The following is a 22936-nucleotide window of genomic DNA, read 5'->3' on the forward strand; positions in this document are numbered from 1 at the left end:
TTTAAAATGATAGTGCTACCTTAAATGAGATCCGCGACTCTGCGTTAAAGAGCTTAAGAGGTAAACGATCAAGATCGTTGCAAGTAAAGTGGTACCGCGCTAAGGCGTCTTTACTAGCAACGGTCTTTTTATGTCATTGGAGAGGAAAAATTATGGAAAGAAAATCAAGTAGTGAAGTTAGAAAAATGTTTTTGGACTTTTTTCAATCTAAAGGCCATATCATCGAACCAAGTGCATCCTTAGTTCCCCACGATGATCCCACCTTATTGTGGATTAATTCTGGAGTGGCGACGATGAAGAAGTATTTTGATGGCAGCGTCGTTCCTGAAGTGCCGCGTTTGACCAGCTCACAAAAAAGTATTCGGACAAATGATATCGAAAATGTGGGTCATACTGCCCGCCATCATACACTCTTTGAAATGTTAGGAAATTTTTCGGTTGGCGATTATTTTAAAGAAGAAGCAATTACCTGGGCATGGGAACTTTTGACTAGCCCGCAGTGGTTTGCTATGGATCCAGAAAAACTGTACATCACAGTTTACCCTAAGGATACTGAAGCTAAAAAAGATTGGGAAGCTGTGGGCGTTCCTGCTAATCACATTATTGCGGTTGAAGATAACTTTTGGGATATCGGTGAAGGTCCTAGTGGTCCGGACTCAGAAATTTTCTATGATCGCGGTGAGGCTTTTAATAATCTAGCTGCTGATGATCCTGAAAATTACCCTGGTGGCGAAAATGAACGCTATCTGGAAATCTGGAATATTGTTTTCTCTCAGTTTAATCATCAGCCGGATGGTTCCTACGAACCGTTGCCACATAAAAATATTGATACGGGGATGGGATTAGAACGGGTAGTCTCCATTTTCCAGAATGCCCCCACGAATTTTGAAACAGATTTGTTTCTCCCTCTGATTAAAAAGACAGAAACATTCAGTGGTAAGACTTATCACGATGATCCAGAACAAGATGTGGCGTTTAAGGTAATTGCCGACCATGCGCGGGCAATCACGTTTGCAATCGGGGACGGTGCCTTACCTTCCAATGAAGGACGGGGTTATGTTATTCGTCGTCTCATTCGCCGCGCAGTGATGTATGGGCAAAAATTAGGGATTGAAAAGAGTTTCTTATATCAATTAGTGCCTGTGGTAGGCGAAATTATGAAGTCTTATTATCCCGAAGTGCTGGAACAAAAAGATTATATTGCCAAAGTTGTTGAGTCAGAAGAAGATCGTTTTAACGAAACGCTGAACGAAGGGGTTCAGTTATTAGACCAGATTATTGCAAAACAAAAAGCTGCCAATGAGAACGTCATTACTGGGGCTGATGCCTTTAAATTATTTGATACCTATGGGTTCCCATTAGATTTAACGATGGAATATGCGCATAACGAGGGCCTTGAGGTGGACAAAGATGGTTTCGAGGCTGAAATGCAACAGCAAAAACAACGCGCACGTGCGGCCCGTGGCAACCTCGTTTCGATGGGCGTTCAATCTGATTTGCTCACGGACATCAAGACACCCAGTCGCTATGTTGGATATACAGAACTTACAGTGCCACACAGTACCTTGAAAGATATTATTCAAAATGACCAGATCGTTACTACTGCACAAAAGGGAGAAGCCCAACTCATTTTTGATGTAACCCCATTTTATGCAGAAATGGGTGGGCAGGTCGCTGATAAGGGCACAATTACGGACAATCATGGGAATGTGGTTGCCGAGGTCAAGGATGTTCAGCATGCACCTAATGGGCAAAATCTGCATACGGTTAAGGTTTTACGAACATTAGAAACAGAACAGACCTACACTTTAAAGGTTGACCTGCATTTTCATAGCAAAGTTGAGAAAAACCATACTGCCACCCATTTATTAGATCAAGCTCTGCGCGATGTGTTTGGTTCACACACAAAACAGGCGGGTTCCTTAGTTGAACCAGACTACCTGCGGTTTGACTTCACTCATTTTGGTCAGGTGACAACTGAGGATTTGCAAAAAGTTGAGCGCATTGTCAATCAGAAGATTTTTGCAGAAATCCCGGTGACAACTGTGGAAACGGATATTGAATCTGCCAAAAAAATGGGCGCCATTGCGTTATTTACAGAAAAGTATGGCAAAAAGGTCCGGGTGGTAAGTATCGGCGATTACTCCGTTGAGTTTTGCGGTGGCGATCACGTCAAAAACACCAATGAGTTGGGGCTCTTTAAAATTATTTCCGAATCTGGTGTGGGCGCAGGAGTGCGTCGAATTGAGGCGGTAACTTCAGCAGAAGCTTATGAATACCTCTTAAAGCGGGAACGTTTGTTGCAACAGACGGCTTCGGAAGTAAAGGCCATTCAAATTAAGGATACACCTCACAAAGTGGCTCAGTTACAGACGAGTCTAAAAGAGATGACACAAAAGGTAAGTACACTGGAGTCTAAGATGGCTAAACAGGCTGCTGCCGGTATTTTCGATCAGGTTCAACAAGCTGGCAATTATACGGTGGTAGCTGATGTGGTTAAAGTTTCAGGAATGCCGCAATTACGGGAACTTGCTGATGATTGGAAGCAGCGTCAAATTTCTGATGTCCTGATTTTAGGCACGACAATCGGTGAAAAGGCGAACTTATTAGTAGCTGTGTCGGAAGATAAGGTGAAAGCTGGACTGAAAGCCGGTGATCTTATTCGCGCCATTGCTAAACAAATTAACGGTGGTGGCGGGGGTCGTCCTAATTTAGCCCAGGCTGGCGGAAGCAATCCTGCTGGATTAAAACAGGCGCTTGCTGACGGCATAACGTGGTTAACACAAAACTGAGATATATTGCTAATTTGCTAACGGGGTGTTACGAATTGATTACAACGGCCTTCAATATTTGTACTTTTTTTCTTCATCAGGTAGAATTAGCTTGATGACAGTACAGGAGGTGCTTTCGATGAGTAAATTAGACAAGACAATGTTTTTTGACTTTAGTAACGATGCTCCTAAGGATTTACACGAAACCTTAAAAACGGTTTATGATGCCCTAGAGGAGAAAGGATACAATCCAATTGACCAAATTGTTGGATACTTACTCTCGGGAGACCCAGCGTATATCCCGCGATTAAATGATGCACGTAACTTGATTCGGAAACATCAACGTGATGAAATTATTGAGGAACTCGTGCGTAATTATCTCGCAAAGGACCATAAGGATCTGGATAAATCTGGCCAGTCAGCAGGTCCAGTTAAATGAGATTAATGGGTTTAGATGTTGGCTCTAAAACAGTCGGAGTGGCGGTAAGTGATGAACTGGGATGGACAGCACAAGGTGTTGAAATTGTGGCCATTAATGAGGAACTGGAAGAGTTTGGTGTTTCACGCATTGCAGAACTTGTTAAACAATTTGACGTCGCTGGATTTGTAGTGGGGCTTCCAAAAAATATGAATAATACGTCGGGACCCCGAGTGGACGCCGCGAAGGCTTACGGTAAGCTGATGACCGACACCTTCAATTTACCAGTCGATTACCAAGATGAACGGCTCACGACTGTTGAGGCTCAGCGGATGTTGATTGAGCAGGCCGACACTTCACGTAAGAAAAGAAAAAAAGTTATTGATAAATTGGCAGCTAGTTTGATACTTGAAAATTATTTAGATCGCCACGGTAAGTTATTAAATAAATTAAAGTGAGGTTTCCTAATGAGCGAAGAGGAACAACAGATTACACTCGTTGACGAACACGGAAATGAAGAACTTTACAACGTTTTATTTACGTTTGATTCCGAGGATTATGGTAAATCCTATATGTTTTTGTACCCTGCTGATGCAGAAAATGATGAACAAGTTGACATTCAGGCTTATTCTTATGTGCCAGATGAAAATGGCAATGCAGATGAAGGACAGTTAAATGAAATCGAATCAGACGATGAATGGAAAATGGTCGAAGAAGTTTTAAATACTTTCTTGGGCGACAATGACGAGGCTTAGTGCTTTTTGTCGATTAGGTTGAAAACGATCAAATCTGGGTGGATAGTAACTTCAGATCTGGTCGTTTTCTTTTCTTTTTAATGAAGTTAAGAACGTGTTGAAGCCAAAAATACGATTAAACAATAAAAGGAACTGAAAAATGAATAAAAAGATTTTTGAAACTTTAGAATATCAAAAGGTAAAGGATAAGCTGAAACCTTACCTGGCTTCTCAAAATGGCCTCCAGGAGTTAGCTAATCTGTTTCCGATGACGGACTATGAGGCGATTCAACTGGCCCTCACGGAAACATTAGACGGCGCTGATATTTATCGATTAAAGGGGGGCATTCCAATTGCTAAATTGGCTAATATTCGCCCGCAAATGAAGCGATTGGAGATAGGGGCGACTTTAAGTGGCTTGGAGCTTGCCCAAATCACTAAGATGCTGCGCACAACACAGGATATTGTTCGCTTTTTTGCTAAATTAGAAGAAGAGAAAATAACATTCCATACGCTATTCGAAACTGTTGCCAAACTAGAAATATTACCAGAGATTTCGAAACGGCTCATTAAATCAATTGAGGGTGATGGGCACATTACCAACGAAGCCTCCGATAAATTATTTGGCATTCGGACGCGTATTTCGACAACGGAATCCGAAATTAGAACGAAAATGGATGGTTATACGCGTGGAAAAGATGCGAAGTATTTGAGCGAAACAATCATTACGATGCGTGATGGCCGCTATGTGATCCCGGTGATGGCCCAGTACCGCAATCATTTTGGTGGGGTCGTTCATGATCAAAGTGCTTCTGGTCAGACGCTTTATATTGAGCCGCAAGCAGTCATGGAACTGAATAATCGTTTGCGCCAAAATCAAGTAGAAGAAAAAAATGAAGAGGAACGTATTTTAGCTGAGCTTTCTGAACTTTTGACACCTTACCGAGAGGAACTTTTGAATAATGCGACCATCTTAGGGCACTTAGACTTTATTAATGCCAAGGCGCGCTATGCAGCGGCAATTAAAGGAACGGAACCCACAATTTCAAAAGAGAACCATGTTTACTTCAGGAGTGCACGTCATCCATTGATTGACCCCCAAAAAGTGGTTGCTAATGATATTGAACTTGGCGAAACCTATAAAGCCTTGATCATTACCGGACCTAATACGGGTGGCAAAACAATTACTTTGAAAACCTTTGGCCTTTTACAATTAATGGCTCAATCCGGATTGTTTATCCCGGTTAATGAGCATAGCCAGATGGGAATTTTTACTGAGATTTTTGCGGATATCGGTGACGAACAATCAATCGAACAAAATTTGAGTACTTTTTCTTCTCATATGGATAACATTGTCAAAATTCTGGCTCAGATCGATCAGCATAGTTTAGTTCTCTTTGATGAACTGGGTGGGGGCACAGATCCTAAAGAAGGGGCAGCCCTGGCCATCGCGATACTGGATCGTGTCGGGAGTGCGGGAAGTTACGTCATGGCCACTACGCACTATCCTGAGCTTAAAGCATACGGCTATAACCGACCGGAAACCATGAATGCTAGTATGGAATTTGATACCCAAACCTTAAAGCCTACTTACAAGTTATTAGTGGGTATTCCGGGGAGTAGTAACGCTTTTGATATTGCAACGCGCTTGGGCGTTGAGCCTGGTGTTATTTCACAAGCCCGGGGTTTAATGGATCAAGATAGTCAGGACCTCAGTGCAATGATTAAAGATTTGGCTGCTCGGCAAAAAGAAGCTAGTGATCGGGCTGCTCGTTTAAAAACGGAAGTGGCAGAAGCAGAACAATTGCATCAGGATTTGAGCAATGAATATCAAAAATTGCTTAACTCTAAGGACCAATATTTAGAGAAAGCTAAGTTGCAGGCCAATGATCTGGTCGCTGACGCTGAAAAGAAAGCAACGGAGATTATTAAACGACTTCGAAAGATGGAAATGCAGGGTGGCGCAAGTATTAAGGAAAACCAGCTGATTGATTCTAAAAGCGAATTAAATGCGTTGCACCAGGCACCGAACCTGAAAAAGAATCGGGTCCTCCAACGTGCCAAGGCAAAGCAAACTCTGAAAGTCAATGATGATGTTCTCGTGACGAGTTATGGGCAACGCGGCACGTTGCTTCGTCAACTGGATAAAAAGCACTGGGAAGTCCAGTTGGGGATTTTAAAGATGAAGGTAGCTACTGACGAATTAGAAAAAATTGCACCAGAAAAAGAAGCCAGAACGGGCAGTAGAACAACGATCAGACGGACAGCTAGTTCAGCGGTCAAAACGACCCTTGATTTGCGCGGCAAACGATACGAAGAAGCAATGACTGAGGTCGACCGCTATATTGATTCCGCACTGCTAGCGGGATACCCCATGGTTACGATTGTCCATGGCAAGGGAACGGGTGCTTTACGTAATGGGATTACAAAATACTTACAGCGCAATCGCCAAGTAAAACATTTTGAGTATGCTGCGCCTAACGCTGGCGGTAATGGCGCAACGGTTGTTTACTTTAAGTAGCTAATTTTTAGTAAGCAAAATTTTTGTATTTATTTTTTTTTTTGATAAACTATTGATAGTAAACAAGAAAGAGGGCAAATTGATATGGTAGAAGCAATTACGGACGATAACTTTAATGACAAAACCAGTGACGGTGTGACTTTGACTGATTTTTGGGCAACTTGGTGTGGACCTTGTCGGATGCAATCTCCTGTTGTTGAGCAACTTGAAGGAGAAATGAATGATAAGGTGAAATTTACTAAAATGGATGTTGATGCCAATCCAAAGACTGCTCAAAACTTCGGTATTATGAGTATTCCGACTTTAATGGTTAAAAAAGACGGTGCCGTTGTGGACACCTTAGTTGGTTATCATTCCAAAGAACAAATCGAAAAAGTCTTAGCACAGTATGCTTAAGTATCTGTGGGGATGTATTGGGAAGAGGCACACGAAAAATTCGTGTGCCTCTTTTTTTAGCTAGAAAAATTTAATGGAAATAAAGAAGTTGTTAACGATTGTGTTAATGGATTGTTACAGGAAGATTAAGTGATTATACTGAAAGATATTTACAGGTCGAATCATTCATGAGATACTGTGAAGGTAAAGCATGTATTCAAGGGGGGAAAACATGAAAAACTTTTTTAAAACATTGTGGACTCGGGAATCGGTGAAATTTCTAGTACGAATGTTTTTTTATTTTGCCGTTTTTTTAGTTTTGGTTTATTTGTACGGCTATAGCGGCATACAGGGCGGTACTTTTATTTACAACGAATTTTAGGTTTAAAACGAACTATGGGGGGATTTAAAAATGACAATGACGAATGTCATTCAAGCCATTGATCAAGTTGCAGTAGCAACACCTGATCACATTGCTTATGACTATTTGGGAGAGACGCATACATACCGTGAATTAAAACAGTATTCGGATGCATTAGCTTCCCAAATTAGCCAGATGCACTTCACAACATCGGCACCAATTATGGTTTATGGTGGCCAGACATTTGAAATGATCGCCACATTTTTAGGGGTGGTCAAAAGTGGGCATGCTTATATACCAATTGATCAACATTCACCGAATGAACGGTTAACGATGATCAAAGAAATTGCCCGGCCGGCTGCTTGCATTGCGGTTACCCAACTACCAATTGGGATAGATGATATACCTGTTATAAATACGGCCACATTGACACAGATTTTTCAGCACACCGTTGAATTTCATGCCACCAATGCGGTAAAAAATGACCAAAATTTTTACATTATTTTTACTTCTGGTACAACTGGCAAGCCAAAAGGGGTCCAAATTAGTCACCGTAATCTGAGTAGTTTTGTGAACTGGATGTTGACGGATTTTAAATTACCGAGTGCACCCACCTGTTTAGCGCAAGCACCCTATTCTTTTGACTTGTCCGTAATGAGCCTTTATCCGACGTTAGTTAATGGGGGAACTTTGCGGGTTTTACCTAAACAGATAACGGACGATTTTAAACAGCTTTTTGCTTATTTACCAAAAATGCACATCAACGAATGGGTATCAACCCCATCGTTTGTTGAAATTTGCCTGTTGCAGCCAACCTTTGATGCCACACATTTGCCCGAGCTTACGCATTTTCTTTTTTGCGGCGAAGAACTTACCCATCAAACGGCAGCCTTGCTCAAACAGCGGTTTCCACAGGCTCACATCTATAATACTTATGGGCCAACGGAAGCAACCGTGGCGGTAACGGCAGTTGAAGTAACAACAGCGGTACTATCTGAGTATGAGCGGTTACCAATTGGAAGACCCAAAGCGGACACCCTTATTAAGATTGTGGATCAAAAGGGAAGAGACGTAGCGCCAGATGAGTCAGGTGAAATCGTGATTGCTGGTCCCGGAGTTTCCAAAGGCTATCTAAATAATCCTCAAAAAACAGCTGGTGTGTTCAAAAGCCTTGATGGCCAGAAAATTTATTATACAGGTGACCTAGGTAAATTAACTGCGGACGGGATGCTGCGTTATCTGGGCAGACTTGATTTTCAGATTAAACTTCATGGCTACCGAATTGAGTTGGAAGAAGTTAATCATTTTTTAAATGCGCAACGATTAATTAAACAAGCCGTTGCCGTACCTAAATATGATTTAAATCATAAAGTTTCACAACTTGTAGCCTACGTGACAACGAAAGAAAATAACTTTAAAACCCAAATGGAACTTACCATGGCGATCAAAAAAGATTTACAAACGATGATGATGCCTTACATGGTACCGAACCGGTTTGTGTTTAAGGCGGCATTGCCACTTACCGCAAATGGGAAAATCGATATAAAATCCATAATGAGTGAGGTTAATTCATGATGTTATCTTTTACACCGTATGAAAATCCTGCTTACTTTGGACTTTTGGGGATTGCGCTCCTACCGACCATCATCGGGTTGCTTTGTGGCAAAAAATTTCACTGGTATGAAACGTTAATTTCGTTATTTTTTCTAGTCTTAACGTTTGGAGGACCAAAATTAGAACAGGGATACGCCTTAATTGCGTATTTGATTTATGAAGTCGCTTTGGTTTGGCTGTACACAAACTATCGAAAAAAACAAAATCAAACTCCTGTTTTTGTCGGGGCAGTGATGCTTGCCATCTTGCCCCTAGTGATTGTCAAAGTTACCCCCGCACTTCAGGCTGGACAGCAATCGCTCATTGGTTTCTTGGGAATTAGTTATTTGACCTTTAAAGCGGTGCAAACCATTATGGAATCGCGTGATGGGGTTCTAAAAGACTTTAATCCCTGGTTCTTCTTACAATTTTTAGTCTTTTTCCCAACCATTTCTTCCGGGCCGATCGATCGTTATCGCCGCTTTCGCCGGGATTATGAACAAGTTCCCAGTACCGACAAGTATTTAAACTTGTTGCAAAAAGGCGTTCATAATATTTTTATGGGTTTTGTTTACAAATATATGTTGGCCTATGTTTTTGGAACACTTCTGTTGCCTAAGCTTGAACATCAGGCTTTGATGGCTCACGGAATGTCGTGGTCGCTAGTGGGGGTCATGTATGTTTACAGTATGTATTTGTTTTTTGATTTTGCAGGTTACAGCTTGTTTGCGATTGGAACCAGTTATTTTATGGGCATTGAAAAACCGATTAACTTCAATGCACCATTTAAGTCGCATAATATCAAAGAGTTTTGGAATCGTTGGCACATGACCTTATCGTTTTGGTTTCGGGACTATATTTATATGCGTTTAGTCTTCTTTTTGATGAAGCATAAAGTGTTTAAAAGTCCTAAAACAACAGCAAATGTCACTTATGTCATTAATATGACAATTATGGGGTTTTGGCATGGCGTGACCTGGTATTACATCACCTATGGCATTTTGCACGGTGTTGCACTAGTGGTAAACGACTGGTGGTTAAGATATAAGAAGAAACATCAGCATCAACTGCCCCACAATAAATTTACAGAAGTATTCGCGACTTTTGTAACTTTTAATTTTGTTTGTTTCACATTTTTACTATTTTCTGGGTTTTTAAATACAATGATGACTATGAAGTAAGTTAATTTTTGAAGGGGAGTAAAGAAAATATGGCAATTAAAGAAACAGTTTTGAACGTTTTAGAGGATTTAACAGGAACAGATGTGAGTCAGGATCTGGACAGTAATCTTTTTGATACGGGCTTACTAGATTCAATGGGGACAGTTCAGCTACTGCTTCAACTGCAGAGTGAATTGGGAATTGAGGTACCGGTGTCAGAGTTTGAACGTAGTGAATGGGATACGCCAAACAAAATTATTGCTAAAGTTAAGGAAATGAAAGACTAGTGGCAAAAAAACTTTTTCAAATTTTTGGGCCGGTTATTTTTGCAGCCCTGCTGTTGATGGCGCTTTTGTTTTCCCCATTCAAGCTTAACCATATAACGTCGAAAACTGAAAGCAAGGCGGCAATTGGGTTATCACCAAATGTTTTAAAAGGACAAGTTATTAAGGCTTCCGCATTGGCACATCAGGAGTATGTCCCATTTTTTGGCTCTTCGGAGTTCTCACGGTTTGATTTTGCTCATCCATCGGTTTTGGCAAGTAAGTATCACCGAAAATACACCCCATTTTTAATGGGGAATCCTGGTACCCAGTCATTAACGCATTATTTTCAAATGCAGTTGATTACAGCCCAGTTAAAAAATCGTAAGGCAGTGTTTGTGATTTCACCCCAATGGTTCGTTAAAAAAGGCACGCGTAAAGACGCTTTTAGCTTTTATTATTCACCATTACAAGCGATAACATGGTTATTAACGCGTCAGACAAATACAAAAGAGGATCGATATGCCGCAAAACGTCTTCTAGCAATGCCGGCGGGTAAAGCTAATCACACCATTATGGTCGCCTTGCAACGGATTCAAAAAGGTGAGCACTTAACGCAATATGAACGCACCTACTTAACTTATCAGCAAAGGTTGCTGCAACACGAAGATCAATTATTTTCTAGTTTGAAAATGAAAAACAATCGTGACAGACTGGTACAAAGTGCGCAACCGTTACCTTCTGTTTATCAGCCGAAAAAACTTGACCAACTAGCAGTTCGAGTGGGACGGCGAAAAACGTCAAATAACCGCTTTGAAATTGATAATCGCTTTTACAATCAACGCTTACGGAAAAAGATCAAAAAATTCAAGAATTTGGAAGAAAATTGGCGTTACACCCAGTCTCCTGAATTCAGTGATTTTGAACTCGTTTTGAATCAGTTTGCGGCTTTGCACACCAATGTGATGTTTATTATTCCGCCAGTGAATCAGAAGTGGGCGGACTATACGGGATTGTCGCAAAAAATGTTACGTACGTTTGACCGCAAGATCCGTTATCAATTGACCTCACAAGGTTTTACAAACATCTGTGATTTGAGTCGTCAAGGAGACGTGCCCTACTTTATGCAGGATACGATTCACTTAGGCTGGCGCGGTTGGTTGGCAGCAGATCAAGCTTTGAACCCGTTTTTAACTAAAAAACAACCAGCACCGCACTATCAAATCAAACCCTATTTCTATTCAGAGGCATGGCAAAAACAAACGATAATTAAATAGATTTAAATGACCTCCAAAAGTCAGCTCTCAAACTGATTGTTGGGGTCACTTTGGATATCGGCCTTTTCGTTTGGAGAAAGTGGCTAGCGTCAAAACTTGCTTTTCTTAATTTAAAAAGAGATAATGTAGTTTCAGATTACGTGAAAAGGATGAAGAAAATGGATAATCGTGCAATCGGATTTATGGACTCGGGCGTAGGTGGCTTAACCGTTGTTCGGGAAGCTCTCCGTCAGTTACCTCTGGAGACCGTGTATTTTATCGGCGATCAGGCTAGATTACCATATGGACCACGTTCAAGTGCAGAAGTGCAACAGTTTTCAGAACAAATGGCAGCTTTTTTGATGAAGAAAAACATTAAAATGCTGGTCATTGCTTGCAATACTGCTACGGCAGCTGCCTTGGATGATTTAAAAGAAAAATTGCCAATTCCGGTGATTGGTGTTATTTCGCCGGGCAGCAGAGCCGCTCTCAAGGTGACTAAGAACCGCCGAATTGGTGTGATTGGTACGGAGGGAACGGTCAAAAGTCATGCTTATGAACAGGCAATTTTAGCAAAAGATAACTCAGTAAAAGTATTTAGTTTAGCATGCCCCAAATTTGTTTCACTGGTTGAAAGTAATGCGTATAAATCCTCAGTGGCCAAAAAGGTAGTTGCGGAAACACTCCAGTATTTTGAGAATAAAAATGTGGACACGCTAGTTTTGGGATGCACCCATTATCCCTTGTTGAGGCCAATTATCCAAGATGTGATGGGGGATGAGGTGCGATTGATTGATTCCGGAGCTGAAACGATCGGGACAGTATCTGCGTTATTAGATTATTTTGATATTGCTAAGGATGCCAACGGTGATCAACAAACGAACGCTTACTATACCACGGCCTCGCCGGCAAGTTTTAATCAAATTGCTAGTCAGTGGCTAAAGTTTGAAGTCCAGGCACAAAAAACACAAATCAAGCAGTTAAAATTGGAGGTAAGTGACAATGGCTAATCACGATCAAATCGTTGTTGCAACAAAAAACGCAGGTAAATTGCGGGAGTTTCAAAAATTGTTTGCACCTAAACAGATTGCGGTTTCTTCTTTAAAGGATTATCCACAAGTGGGCGAGATTGCAGAAAACGGCTTAACCTTTGAAGAAAATGCCACCCTAAAAGCAAAAGCTGTGGCCCAGCTGACAAATTTACCAGTGTTAGCAGATGATTCTGGATTAGAAGTAGATGCCTTGAATGGACGTCCAGGAATTTTTTCAGCCCGTTACGCGGGTGATCATGATGATGCGGCTAATAATGCGAAATTACTAAGTGAATTGGCTGGAGTCCCAATGGAAAAACGAACGGCCACTTTCCATACCACCTTAGTTTTGATGAAGCCTGAAGGTGAAAAACTGGTTGTTGATGGGGAATTAAAGGGCCAGATTCTTCTCGTACCACGTGGGGAAAATGGATTTGGCTACGATCCCTTATTCTGGGTAGCAGCAAAGCAAAAATCATTAGCAGAAATGACACCGGAAGAAAAAAATGCGATTAGTCATCGTGGCAGAGCTAGTCAAAAGTTACTTACCGAGTTTGATGAGTGGTGGTAAACCAGAAGTTTTGAAAGCTTAATCGGCCTAATAGAAATCAAAAAAGGATTCAAGCCAGCTGTAAAAGGCGCCAATAAAGTTAGTTTTGTCTAACTGTATTGGGTCTCTGTCAAATTGTATTGGTGGAGATTTTTGAAAAGCATGTTCACTTCGGTGAATGTGCTTTTTTTGTTTACGCATAAATTAAACTGATACGAATGAAAAAGTTATGAATATTTTGAAAACCAAAACAGCTACGCTTTAACACCTTAATTTTACGATTTAGTCCTTCAATAGGACCGTTGGAATACGGATAACGACAACTATTGAGAACAGCAGGACCATTCTTTATTAAAGTTGAGATAGTAATATCCATTTGGTTGCCAGCCGCCTTGTAGTTGGCAATCAAGGTTTTAAATCCAACCGCATCTTTTTGTTGAATGGCTGTTAGAATTCCTTGATAGGTTTGATACACAGTTTTAAATTCTGGAAATTCATCTAAGGCTAGGTCAATGGCGTTCTGTTGGGTCATGTATTCGTTGATACCGTGTAAATAGATAAGTTTAGTATCATTGACCTTTTCTTCTGCCAAATGGAACAAACGCCATTGAGATTTTAGAATGCGATAAACTCGGGAATGCTTATCTTGAAAAGTATGGATCACACGTGTACGTTCGTTATCCAGTGCCCGACCGGCAAGTTGAATAATGTGGAAACGGTCAATGATGGTTATTGCCTTAGGAAATAACCGATGAATAAAGCCAGCATACTCAGCATTCATATCAACGGTGATTGTTTGAACTTTCATACGTTCTTGAACTGAATAGCGAGCTTCAAAGTAATCAATGATATCCTTACTAAGGCGATCCTTAAGAATCACAATGCGGCGATGACTAACGGCATCGCAACAGTTAAAGGACATTAGATGATTACAGGAACGGAATTCATCAAAACAAAGATTTTGGGGGAGTGTTTTAACACGATAAGCTAAGTGAATATTCGCATTTAAAATGCGTTGAACACTACTTGGTGAAATCCCACAAATCTTAGCGATTTCTTTACTGGTCAGCATATCCCGAGCCAGAACAATTACTTGATGTTTCACATTATGCGTAAAAGTTTCATTACGTTTAACGAGGTTAGTTTGAGCACCACAGGTTTTTAAACACCGTTTACATTGATATCTTTGTCGTTTTAGCTGCATCTCATAACGTCCACCTGATAAGGTTCCCAATCTTAGATGGCCAATGTGAGTTCCATTTTTGATTAGAGATTTATGGCCACAATGAGGACATTTTAAAAGTTGATAGGAAAGGATAGCGTGAACGACATGAACGTGTTGCCCATTGGGATAATGTTCCTTAGTAATCTCAGTTACAGTTAAATTAGGGTCTGTTATTTCGAATAGGCTTAGGATAGAATTAGTTAGGGACATTTGTTTTTCCTCTTTTCGATTTTATTAGGCGATTAAATCGTAACACAAAGAGGGCAAATGTCCTTTTTTTTTTCAAAATAAAAACTGGTATCAGTTATTCACCAATACCAGAAAGTGTAGACCCACTGTTTGGCGCCTTTTATGGCTGGTTTTTTAAATTAAAATTAATTAGTGGATTGATTGAGGTGATTGTTCATGATTTTAATATTTTCGGCTGCTAAGGCCGTTAAGTAGTTTTGCAGCAACATGGTCTGAACCTGATCGACCGTGCCATTTTCAACGTAAAGTTTTACACGCAAACCAATGTTGCCTTGGCTATCCTGAACGGGACTCGTGATGGTCGGTTCTGTTGTCACTAAATTAGTGTCAGCTACTAATTTAGGTGTCAACTTGCTAATTACCTCGGTGGCTGCTTTTAATTGCGTGAGGTCACTAAAGGCTAAAAAGACAGACACCACCTGATCGTTTCGTGAGTGGTTCGCAATAGTTGTAATTGAACGATTCGGGATGAAGTTCGTGGTCCCATCGTCAGATAAAACTTGCGTCGAACGGAGACCAATTTCGGTAACCTTACCACTGATATTTTGGATCGTAATGGCATCACCGACGTCAATTTGACCATCAAGCAAAATGAAGAGGCCGTTCACAATGTCACTGACTAGACCTTGAGCACCAAGCCCAACCGCGATACTAATGATTCCAGCACCAGCAATTAACGTGCCCACCGGAACACCGATGATGGATAAGACGGCGTAGAGGTAGAAAAACAACACCACATAGTGAAAAATGTTGACAACCAGTGCTAGTAGGGTGACTGCGCGACTTGGAATGGATTCATTTAAATGATGATATTTGCGCAAACCACGAGTCAGTAATTTTTTACCAAACGTATTAATTAGCCAGAAAAAAATCGAAATTAATATCAGCTCAACCACATGATTAATCAGTGATTCGGCAAGCTTTTGCCAATCAAAAGAAGTAAAATAATTCCGAAAAGCTTTAATTAATGAAGTGGGTGAAGTTGTTGCACCTAGAAAATTGATAATGGTCATCTCCTTGTATCTTGATTTTAACAGACTGGCTCTGGCTTGTAAGCTAATTTGATAAAAGGTTTTCTTGTTTTTTAATTGCAGTGAGTAATTTGTCATGCTATGCTTAAGACAATTAAGTAACAGGAGGATGAAATATGACAGGTGGCGGAATCGCGGCAATTATTGCAGCAGTGGCATTATTGATACTAGTGTTGTTTATAGGCGTCGTCTTAGTTCGAGCTTCAAAAATATTAGTCGAAATTAATCGAAGTTTAGCCGTCGTGACCAAAGATGTTGACCTGCTTTCAAAAGAGGCAGAAGACATTATGGCCAATGCCAATAACTTGTTAGAAGATGTTAATGGCAAAGTGGCGACATTAGATCCTGTGTTCCAGGCAATGGCTGATTTGGGTCAAAGTACTTCTGATTTGAACGAGGCAACGCGGAATTTAACGAACAAAATAACTAATCCCGGCAAGAAAACGGGCAAGGTCTCGACAGCCTTAAAAGTTGGTAAGGGTGCTGTAAACATGTATCGGGAAAGAAAAAATAAGGCATAATTTCTGAAGGAGGTTTTTAAAATGGCTAAAGGCAAATTATTATTAGGGGTACTCATTGGTGGCGCAGCAGCTGTTTATGGAACTTTAAAATTAACGGGAACAACTAAAGAAGAGCTTATCAGAGCTGCTCAAAGCAAAGTCAATCGCTTTAGAGAGCAAAATGATTTAGAAGGTGCCGATTGGGAACAAGAACTCAAGGATCGCGTTTATGATTCTGCAGTTGACCTAAAAAACAAGGTTTTAGAAAGTAAAAATGAATTTTTGAATGCGGCTACGGATAGTTTTCGCGATTCTACAGATGAGCTAAAGGATGAGTTAGACGAAGAAAATGATGTTTTCGTCAATGGTAATGAAAGCTACGAGGCACCAACTGAGGTCTTTATGCCACATACACATCCAGATGAGACTAAAACTGAATAACAAAAAAATCTCTTGCAGAAAAATAAAACTGCAAGAGATTTTTAGTTTGAGGCATAAATGCCACTTAAACTTCTATAAACAGCGTAGGTGAGGACAAATGGTTATCTATCGATGACATTATTTGTACCCTAGCCCACGTAAGTTAATTCTTTTGATGTATGTGTAAATGGTTCACAACCATTTTGGGTAATATGGACGCAATCTTCAATTCTAACGCCAGCAACTCCTGGAATGTAGATTCCTGGTTCAATTGAGAAACACATCCCTTCCGTTAGCACCATTTTGTTACCAGCCATGATTGATGGAAATTCATGTTCGCCCATCCCCATACCGTGACCTAGGCGATGAATGAAGTAGTCTCCGTAACCAGCTTTGGTAATGATGTCGCGCGCAATTTTATCAAGATCTTCAGCAATCATTCCCGGTTTTGCCTTTGTTTGTGCAGTTAATTGCGCCTCAAGACAAACCTTGTAAATGTCTAACGCCTTATCGTCAGGTTTCCCCACAGCAACCGTCCGGGAAGCATCACTAATGTAACCCTGATGAACAGTACCCAAATCAAATAAAACGAGTTCGTTATTCTGAATTTTGTTCATGTCAGTGGCACCATGTGGTTCAGCAGCGTGAGCACCGGCTTGAATTAAGGTGTCGAAGCTCATTTGCATCACGCCCTTCTTCTTGAGGGCATATTCAAGTTCAGCGGCCACTTCTGCCTCTGTGCGCCCCGTTTGAACAGCTTCAAAGCCAATTTGGAACGCAAAATCTGCTTCACGACCAGCAGCTTCTAATTTGGCAATTTCGGCAGGCGACTTAATTAGGCGTAGATTTTGAATGGTGGCGGTCAAATCTTGGTCAAAGTGGGCGTCAGGGAATTGTCCGCGAATTGCGTTAAAATGCGCTAGGGTGAGATTATTTTTTTCAACCGCCCATTTTTTTGGTGCTGCGACTCCTTTTTTAATTTGTGCGGCAATCATTTCAAAGGGATGTTCATGATCTAAATAGCCATAAACGGGATATTTCCAGCCGGTATCATGAATGGCTTCGACCTCGAGGGCCGGCGCAAATAAAAAGGGGTCCTGATCTGCAAAAACAAACAAACCAAGAATTCGCTCAACCGGATCGCTAGCAAAGCTGGTTAAGTATTCAATGGACTTCGGATCGCTGATGTAGGCAACGTCGATATCGTGCTGGCTTACCCAATCACGAACGCGGTCTAACTGTGACATGGAATCGTCTTCTTTCTATATTTAGTTATAAATATTATATCACACCGGTTTAGGCTTGAAATATCTCAAAAAAAGGGGTATATTTTTCATGAAAGTGGTTTCTATGCTTGCAGAATTAAGTCATTTTTGATAACGTTGACAAGACAGTGAAAACATATGAAAACGTATAATAACGCACAAAGGAGACTTGAATTAGAATGGAAAAACAGACTGTAACGATTTATGATGTTGCGCGGGAAGCTGGCGTCTCAATGGCTACTGTTTCACGAGTGGTGAATGGCAACCAAAATGTAAAACCAGCCACCAGACAACGTGTAAACGATGTGATTAACAAATTAGATTACCGGCCCAACGCAGTAGCTAGAGGCTTAGCAAGTAAAAAATCAACCACAATTGGGGTAATTATTCCAGATGTGACGAATGCTTATTTTGCTTCTTTAGCTCGGGGAATTGATGATGTGGCTTCGATGTACAAGTACAACATTATTATGGAAAATTCGGATGAGAATGACCAAAAAGAAATGTTAGTTTTAAACACACTTCTTGCTAAACAAGTCGATGGGATTATCTTCATGGGCAACCGGGTTACCGATAAGCTGCGTGATGAATTTTCGCATTCACGCACACCAATTGTGTTCGCAGGATCCGTTGATGATCAACAAAGTGTGCCTTCTGTCAGCATTGACTATGTCAAATCCACCACTGAGGCAGTGACAAAGCTAATTAATGAAGGCAATCAAAAAATTGCGTTCATCAGTGGTTCGTTGAGTGAACCAATTAATGGTAAATACCGCCTAGCTGGTTATAAGCAGGCTTTGAAGCAGGCTGGCATTAAATATGACGAAAAGCTGATTTTTGAGACGGATTATAGCTATGAAGCCGGGATCAAATTGGCAAGCCAATTGAAAGGAACCGAAATTTCGGGTGCGTTTGTTGGCGATGATCGTTTGGCCGCAGGGGTCTTGAATGGCTTAACGGATCAAGGTGTTCAAGTACCGGATGATTTTGCTTTGATCACTAGCAATGATACGCAAGTTGCGCAATTGGTACGGCCACAATTAACCTCGATCACGCAACCTCTATACGATATTGGCGCCGTTTCCATGCGCCTCTTGACGAAACTAATGAATAAAGAGGAGATTGAGGAACCAATTATCACATTACCGTACGGCCTAGATAGCCGACAAACTACCAAAAAGTAAAATTTGGAAAGGCGAGGAACAGCAATTGTTGCTTAGCCTTTTTTGTTTGCATCATATGTGATTGCTAGTTCAGTTAGGCCGATTGGACAAAAAATAGCGTGGTAGTGGTTATGGCGAGCGAGGAGTAAAATTTATGAAATGTATAAAATGTGTAATCTGTGAGAAAAATTAAAAAATCATTGACTTTTGAGTAGAAAACATTAAACTGAAGGTTAATAAATGAATAAGCGAATAAAATAGATGAGTAAGTAAGTTAGCGTTTTAAGAAAGTCGGCGGGTGATGAAAGCCGACAATGAAGGCTTGCCGAAGATGGTCTACTTTTGAATTCTGGTGACTGAGCCGCTGGTTAGGTTGCCACGGGCACTCCTGTTATAGAGTTAGGGTATCAATTGGTACCCGTGAGGAACAGTTTGTGAGAGCTGTTCAAAAAAAGGTGGTACCGCGGAAGCGCATATTTTCGTCCTTAAATCTAGGAATAGATGGATGAAGATATGCGTTTTTTGATTGGAGGAAGATAACATGACAGGTTTTAATACACAGTTAGTTCATGGAATACCTATTTTAGATAATCAAACCGGGGCCGTTAACATACCAATTTATAATTCATCTACTTATGCTTACCCCAGCGCGACGAGTAAGGTTCATTGGGATTATGAACGTTCGGGGAATCCAACCCGTGAATTTTTAGAAAAGCAGATTGCTGAGTTGGAAAACGGGAAAAATGGTTTTGCATTTGCTTCAGGGATGGCCGCGATCCATGCCGTGTTTGCTATCTTTAAGCCGGGGGATCACATTATCATTGGCAAACAAATTTATGGTGGTACTTACCGCATCTTGAACCAATATTTTAAAGAACGGGGGATTGCGTTTACCGCTATCGATACCACCAAACCAGATTTGGTCGAACCGGCAATTCGAGCGAGCACTAAGGCAATCTACTTCGAACCGATCACGAATCCCCTTTTACATGTGACGAGTGTGGCGGCAATTGCCAAAATTGCGCATCAGCACAGATTACTTACAATTGTCGATAACACTTTTTTGACCCCTTATTTACAAAAGCCCCTTGAATTAGGTGCTGATATCGTGGTGCACTCAGCTACCAAATATTTAGGTGGTCATTCTGATGTGGTTGCGGGTTTGGTTGTAACTAATAGTGAAGAACTGGGAAAACAAATTTATTTCATTCAAAATGCTTTAGGTGGGGTTCTGTCTCCCGAAAATGCCAATTTAATTCGCCGGGGAATTCAAACTTTGGCGGTACGTATGGATCGTCAAGAAGCCAATGCCAAAAAAATCATCAAATTTTTGGAAGATCGTCCGGAAATCGTTAAAATTTATTATCCGGGTATTAAAGGTACACAAGATTATTTGATTGCCTCGCAGGAATTACGTGGCTTTGGTGGTGTTCTTTCGTTTGAGCTGGCAGAAAGTGTGAATGCCGTTGCGTTTGTAAATCATTTGCGTTTAATTCGTTTGGCAGTCAGTTTAGGGGCAGTGGAAAGTTTGGCCGAGTTGCCGTATGAAATGAGTCATGCGGAATTACCGCCTGCAGAACGTTTGAAAGCAGGAATTGATCCGCAGTTGGTTCGTCTTGCCGTTGGTATTGAAGACAGTCAGGACTTAATTGCAGATGTAAAACAGGCTTTGGAACAAGCGGTCGGTCAAAAGGCAGAACACGCTAGTCAAAAAAATGAAGGGTAGGTTTGCTATGTCACAAGAAAAATTTAATACATTGAGAATTCATGCAGGTTATAACTTAAAGGATCATAATTTTGCGTCTTCAGTGCCCATTTACCAGACGGCCGCTTTCGGATTAGAAAATACCAAGACGGCCGATCAAATTGTAACTGGAAAATTAGCCAATCGTTATGATTACTCACGAGATGGGAATCCGACTGTGCGTGTTTTTGAAAAGCGAATTGCGGAATTAGATGGGGGTGTGGATGCAGTTGCCGTTGGGTCTGGCATGGCGGCAATTTCCTATACAATCTTGAACGTCGCGGAAAACGGTGGCCGCATTATTGCACCGAAAAATATTTATGGCTCGAGTTTAGACGAGTTTCGGACCTTCTTCCCAAAGTTCGGTATTCATTTCGATTTTGTGGATGACATCAATGATGCAGCAACAGTCAAAGCTTTAATTGGCGATGATACCAAGGCGATTTATGTCGAAAGTGTTGCTAATCCAAGTACCGAAATTGCTGATTTAGAGCAGTTAGCTAAAATTGCCCATGCCGCTCAAATTCCTTTAATTGTTGATAATACCTTTCCCACACCATATTTATTGCAGCCGATCGCTCATGGTGCGGATGTCGTGATTTACTCTTCTACCAAGGGCATCAATGGGCACGGCAACGTTGTTTCTGGTATTGTTGTGGATAGTGGGAAATTCAACTGGGATAACCCTAAATTTCCTCAATTTAAGGAACCAGAATTTATATTAGGCAATGGCGAGTTACCCACACAGGCAAATTTTGCGGATAAGTTTGGGGCACAAGCATTTAGTAAGCGGCTGCGTATGAAGTATTTACGTTTGCTGGGAGCTGTCTTAGAGCCCGTGGATGCTTATCTGATTTTGCTGGGACTAGAAACCATTTCAGAAAGGTTGGATCGTGAAGTTGCCAGTGCTACCAAAATTGCCTGTTGGCTGAAACAAAATCCGCACGTTAAGCGCGTGTTTTACTCGGGAATTGAAGCTGACAATCCGCTAGTAAAGCAGTATTTTCCACGCGGGGTGGGCTCGATTCTGTCATTCGAATTAGCAGGTAATCTTCAAAATGTGGCCAATTTAATTGATCACGTTAAAGTTTTTACATATTTGCCGAATATCGGGGATTCCCGTTCTTTGATTGTAAATCCGACAAGAACTACCCATCGGGAAATCCCGGAAGCTATTCGAAAGTCACAGGGACTAAACGACCAAGTATTACGTCTTTCGATTGGATTAGAGGATGTTGATGATTTGATCACGGATCTCGACCAAGCAATTGACGCCGCTTTTGAGTCGGAAAAGTAACTCAATTTTGAATTAATTTTTCCTTTTAACCCTTCTATTTTTTGTTTGAATAAAGATTTGCTGGCCGAAACACTTGTCAAGTAGGTGGTTATTTACTATACTAGATAAGGTTTTACCAACTATAAAAATTCATTTAAAGAAAAGAGGAGTTTGGAAATGTCAGGACATTCAAAATGGCACAACATCCAAGGTCGTAAAAACGCCCAAGATGCTAAGCGTGGAAAAATCTTCCAAAGAATTTCGCGTGAAATTTATATGGCAGTCAAAGCTGGGGGTCCTGACCCTTCTGGAAACCCTCAGTTACGTCTCATGATGGACAAGGCACGAGCAGCAAATATGCCAAAGGATAACATCAAACGTGCTGTTGATAAAGGCTCAGGTGTTGGTGGCGCTGCTTACGAAGAAATTACGTATGAAGGTTATGGCCCTGGTGGTACAGCAATTATTGTTGAAGCCTTGACTGATAATAAGAACCGGACGGCGGCGGCTATTCGTTCTGCTTTCACACATCATGGTGGTTCCCTTGGTGCAAGTGGATCCGTTTCTTACATGTTTGATCGTAAGGGATATATTGTTATTTCACGTGAAGACAATGATACTGACGAAGATACGATGATGATGGACGCCCTTGATGTTGGGGCTGATGATATTCAAACTTCTGATGATGCTTTCGAGATTTACACTGACCCCAAAGCCCTTGCAGAAGTTCGTGACGGTTTGGAAGAAAAGGGCTACAAGTTAGCTACTGCTGAATTAACCATGATACCTGAAAACACAACACCAGTGCCGGAAGCCAAACATAGTCAATATCAAGGCTTGATCGATGAATTGGAAGACAATGATGACGTTTCGGAGGTCTATGAGGCTGCAGAAATGCCTGAAGAAGACTAGGCTATTTATAAATATACACTTATCAAAGACAAGTTCTCGGAACTTGTCTTTTTTATTGTCTAAAAATAATTTAAAACCGTTTTTTGACGTATCTTAATTTTGAAGGGAGGAAAAGCTA

Annotated in this window: 22 protein-coding genes and 1 other annotated feature; of the genes, 19 read left to right on the forward strand and 3 right to left on the reverse strand. The window is 41.0% G+C overall.

Annotated elements, in window-relative coordinates; all coding sequences use genetic code 11:
* Window positions 1–152 precede the first annotated feature (152 nt).
* The 13 genes from alaS to ACLJJ6_RS03390 all read left to right on the forward strand — a co-directional run bounded on the left by alaS (window position 153) and on the right by ACLJJ6_RS03390 (window position 13054).
* A complete protein-coding gene (alaS, locus tag ACLJJ6_RS03330; protein WP_412990025.1) occupies window positions 153–2792 on the forward strand; it encodes an alanine--tRNA ligase in 2640 nt (879 codons plus the stop codon).
* Between the two features lie 118 nt (window positions 2793–2910).
* Window positions 2911–3210: an IreB family regulatory phosphoprotein gene (locus ACLJJ6_RS03335; RefSeq protein ID WP_412990026.1), complete on the forward strand. Its 300-nt coding sequence runs from the start codon at window positions 2911–2913 to the stop codon at window positions 3208–3210.
* Window positions 3207–3647: a Holliday junction resolvase RuvX gene (gene ruvX, locus ACLJJ6_RS03340; protein ID WP_412990027.1), complete on the forward strand. Its 441-nt coding sequence runs from the start codon at window positions 3207–3209 to the stop codon at window positions 3645–3647. Before ACLJJ6_RS03335 ends, ruvX begins: the two co-directional genes overlap by 4 nt.
* Before the next feature lie 9 nt (window positions 3648–3656).
* Window positions 3657–3944 carry a DUF1292 domain-containing protein gene (locus tag ACLJJ6_RS03345; RefSeq protein ID WP_412990028.1) on the forward strand — a complete coding sequence of 96 codons (288 nt, stop codon included), beginning with the start codon at window positions 3657–3659 and terminating at the stop codon, window positions 3942–3944.
* 139 nt (window positions 3945–4083) lie between these two features.
* Window positions 4084–6444: an endonuclease MutS2 gene (locus tag ACLJJ6_RS03350; protein ID WP_412990029.1), complete on the forward strand. Its 2361-nt coding sequence runs from the start codon at window positions 4084–4086 to the stop codon at window positions 6442–6444.
* Between the two features lie 84 nt (window positions 6445–6528).
* Window positions 6529–6840, forward strand: a complete 312-nt coding sequence (gene trxA / locus ACLJJ6_RS03355) for a thioredoxin (RefSeq protein WP_412990030.1) — start codon at window positions 6529–6531, stop codon at window positions 6838–6840.
* A 211-nt stretch (window positions 6841–7051) separates the two neighbouring features.
* Window positions 7052–7201 carry a teichoic acid D-Ala incorporation-associated protein DltX gene (locus tag ACLJJ6_RS03360; RefSeq protein WP_412990031.1) on the forward strand — a complete coding sequence of 50 codons (150 nt, stop codon included), beginning with the start codon at window positions 7052–7054 and terminating at the stop codon, window positions 7199–7201.
* Window positions 7202–7231: 30 nt separating this feature from the next.
* The gene (gene dltA / locus ACLJJ6_RS03365) at window positions 7232–8755 is read left to right on the forward strand and encodes a D-alanine--poly(phosphoribitol) ligase subunit DltA (protein WP_412990032.1); all 1524 of its coding nucleotides are present in this window, start codon (window positions 7232–7234) and stop codon (window positions 8753–8755) included.
* A complete protein-coding gene (gene dltB, locus ACLJJ6_RS03370) occupies window positions 8755–9954 on the forward strand; it encodes a D-alanyl-lipoteichoic acid biosynthesis protein DltB (protein ID WP_412990423.1) in 1200 nt (399 codons plus the stop codon). Before dltA ends, dltB begins: the two co-directional genes overlap by 1 nt.
* A gap of 29 nt (window positions 9955–9983) precedes the next feature.
* Window positions 9984–10220: a D-alanine--poly(phosphoribitol) ligase subunit DltC gene (gene dltC / locus ACLJJ6_RS03375; protein ID WP_412990033.1), complete on the forward strand. Its 237-nt coding sequence runs from the start codon at window positions 9984–9986 to the stop codon at window positions 10218–10220.
* Window positions 10220–11473 carry a D-alanyl-lipoteichoic acid biosynthesis protein DltD gene (dltD, locus tag ACLJJ6_RS03380; protein WP_412990034.1) on the forward strand — a complete coding sequence of 418 codons (1254 nt, stop codon included), beginning with the start codon at window positions 10220–10222 and terminating at the stop codon, window positions 11471–11473. The genes dltC and dltD overlap by 1 nt, the downstream gene beginning before the upstream one ends.
* A 149-nt stretch (window positions 11474–11622) precedes the next feature.
* Window positions 11623–12462, forward strand: coding sequence for a glutamate racemase (racE, locus tag ACLJJ6_RS03385; RefSeq protein WP_412990035.1), 840 nt, complete (start codon window positions 11623–11625; stop codon window positions 12460–12462).
* Window positions 12455–13054 carry an XTP/dITP diphosphatase gene (locus ACLJJ6_RS03390; protein WP_412990036.1) on the forward strand — a complete coding sequence of 200 codons (600 nt, stop codon included), beginning with the start codon at window positions 12455–12457 and terminating at the stop codon, window positions 13052–13054. The genes racE and ACLJJ6_RS03390 overlap by 8 nt, the downstream gene beginning before the upstream one ends.
* 172 nt (window positions 13055–13226) lie before the next feature.
* Here the strand turns inward: ACLJJ6_RS03390 and ACLJJ6_RS03395 are convergent, their stop codons facing one another.
* Together ACLJJ6_RS03395 and ACLJJ6_RS03400 are read right to left on the reverse strand one after the other, a co-directional pair.
* Window positions 13227–14468: an ISL3 family transposase gene (locus ACLJJ6_RS03395; RefSeq protein ID WP_412988180.1), complete on the reverse strand. Its 1242-nt coding sequence runs from the start codon at window positions 14466–14468 to the stop codon at window positions 13227–13229.
* 164 nt (window positions 14469–14632) lie between these two features.
* Window positions 14633–15520, reverse strand: coding sequence for a mechanosensitive ion channel family protein (locus tag ACLJJ6_RS03400; protein ID WP_412990037.1), 888 nt, complete (start codon window positions 15518–15520; stop codon window positions 14633–14635).
* A gap of 134 nt (window positions 15521–15654) precedes the next feature.
* Here ACLJJ6_RS03400 and ACLJJ6_RS03405 point away from each other — a divergent pair, with 134 nt between their 5' ends.
* Window positions 15655–16059 carry a DUF948 domain-containing protein gene (locus tag ACLJJ6_RS03405; RefSeq protein ID WP_412990038.1) on the forward strand — a complete coding sequence of 135 codons (405 nt, stop codon included), beginning with the start codon at window positions 15655–15657 and terminating at the stop codon, window positions 16057–16059.
* 21 nt (window positions 16060–16080) lie between these two features.
* Window positions 16081–16479 carry a hypothetical protein gene (locus ACLJJ6_RS03410; protein ID WP_412990039.1) on the forward strand — a complete coding sequence of 133 codons (399 nt, stop codon included), beginning with the start codon at window positions 16081–16083 and terminating at the stop codon, window positions 16477–16479.
* 128 nt (window positions 16480–16607) lie between these two features.
* Here the strand turns inward: ACLJJ6_RS03410 and ACLJJ6_RS03415 are convergent, their stop codons facing one another.
* On the reverse strand, window positions 16608–17705 hold the full coding sequence (locus ACLJJ6_RS03415; protein ID WP_412990040.1) for a M24 family metallopeptidase: 1098 nt from the start codon (window positions 17703–17705) through the stop codon (window positions 16608–16610).
* 197 nt (window positions 17706–17902) lie between these two features.
* On the opposite strand from ACLJJ6_RS03415, the gene ccpA reads away from it, so the two are divergent.
* The 4 genes from ccpA (at window position 17903) to ACLJJ6_RS03435 (ending at window position 22818) form a co-directional block, all read left to right on the forward strand.
* On the forward strand, window positions 17903–18907 hold the full coding sequence (gene ccpA / locus ACLJJ6_RS03420; protein WP_412990041.1) for a catabolite control protein A: 1005 nt from the start codon (window positions 17903–17905) through the stop codon (window positions 18905–18907).
* A 223-nt stretch (window positions 18908–19130) separates the two neighbouring features.
* Window positions 19131–19376 (forward strand) — a binding site (T-box leader).
* Window positions 19377–19427: 51 nt separating this feature from the next.
* Window positions 19428–20612 carry a trans-sulfuration enzyme family protein gene (locus ACLJJ6_RS03425; RefSeq protein WP_412990042.1) on the forward strand — a complete coding sequence of 395 codons (1185 nt, stop codon included), beginning with the start codon at window positions 19428–19430 and terminating at the stop codon, window positions 20610–20612.
* A 7-nt stretch (window positions 20613–20619) separates the two neighbouring features.
* Window positions 20620–21927 carry an O-acetylhomoserine aminocarboxypropyltransferase/cysteine synthase family protein gene (locus ACLJJ6_RS03430; RefSeq protein WP_412990043.1) on the forward strand — a complete coding sequence of 436 codons (1308 nt, stop codon included), beginning with the start codon at window positions 20620–20622 and terminating at the stop codon, window positions 21925–21927.
* Window positions 21928–22083: 156 nt separating this feature from the next.
* Window positions 22084–22818, forward strand: coding sequence for a YebC/PmpR family DNA-binding transcriptional regulator (locus ACLJJ6_RS03435; RefSeq protein WP_412990044.1), 735 nt, complete (start codon window positions 22084–22086; stop codon window positions 22816–22818).
* Window positions 22819–22936: the final 118 nt, after the last annotated feature.

Origin of the sequence: Pediococcus siamensis (genome assembly GCF_047220215.1) — a bacterium.
Taxonomy (GTDB): domain Bacteria; phylum Bacillota; class Bacilli; order Lactobacillales; family Lactobacillaceae; genus Pediococcus; species Pediococcus siamensis.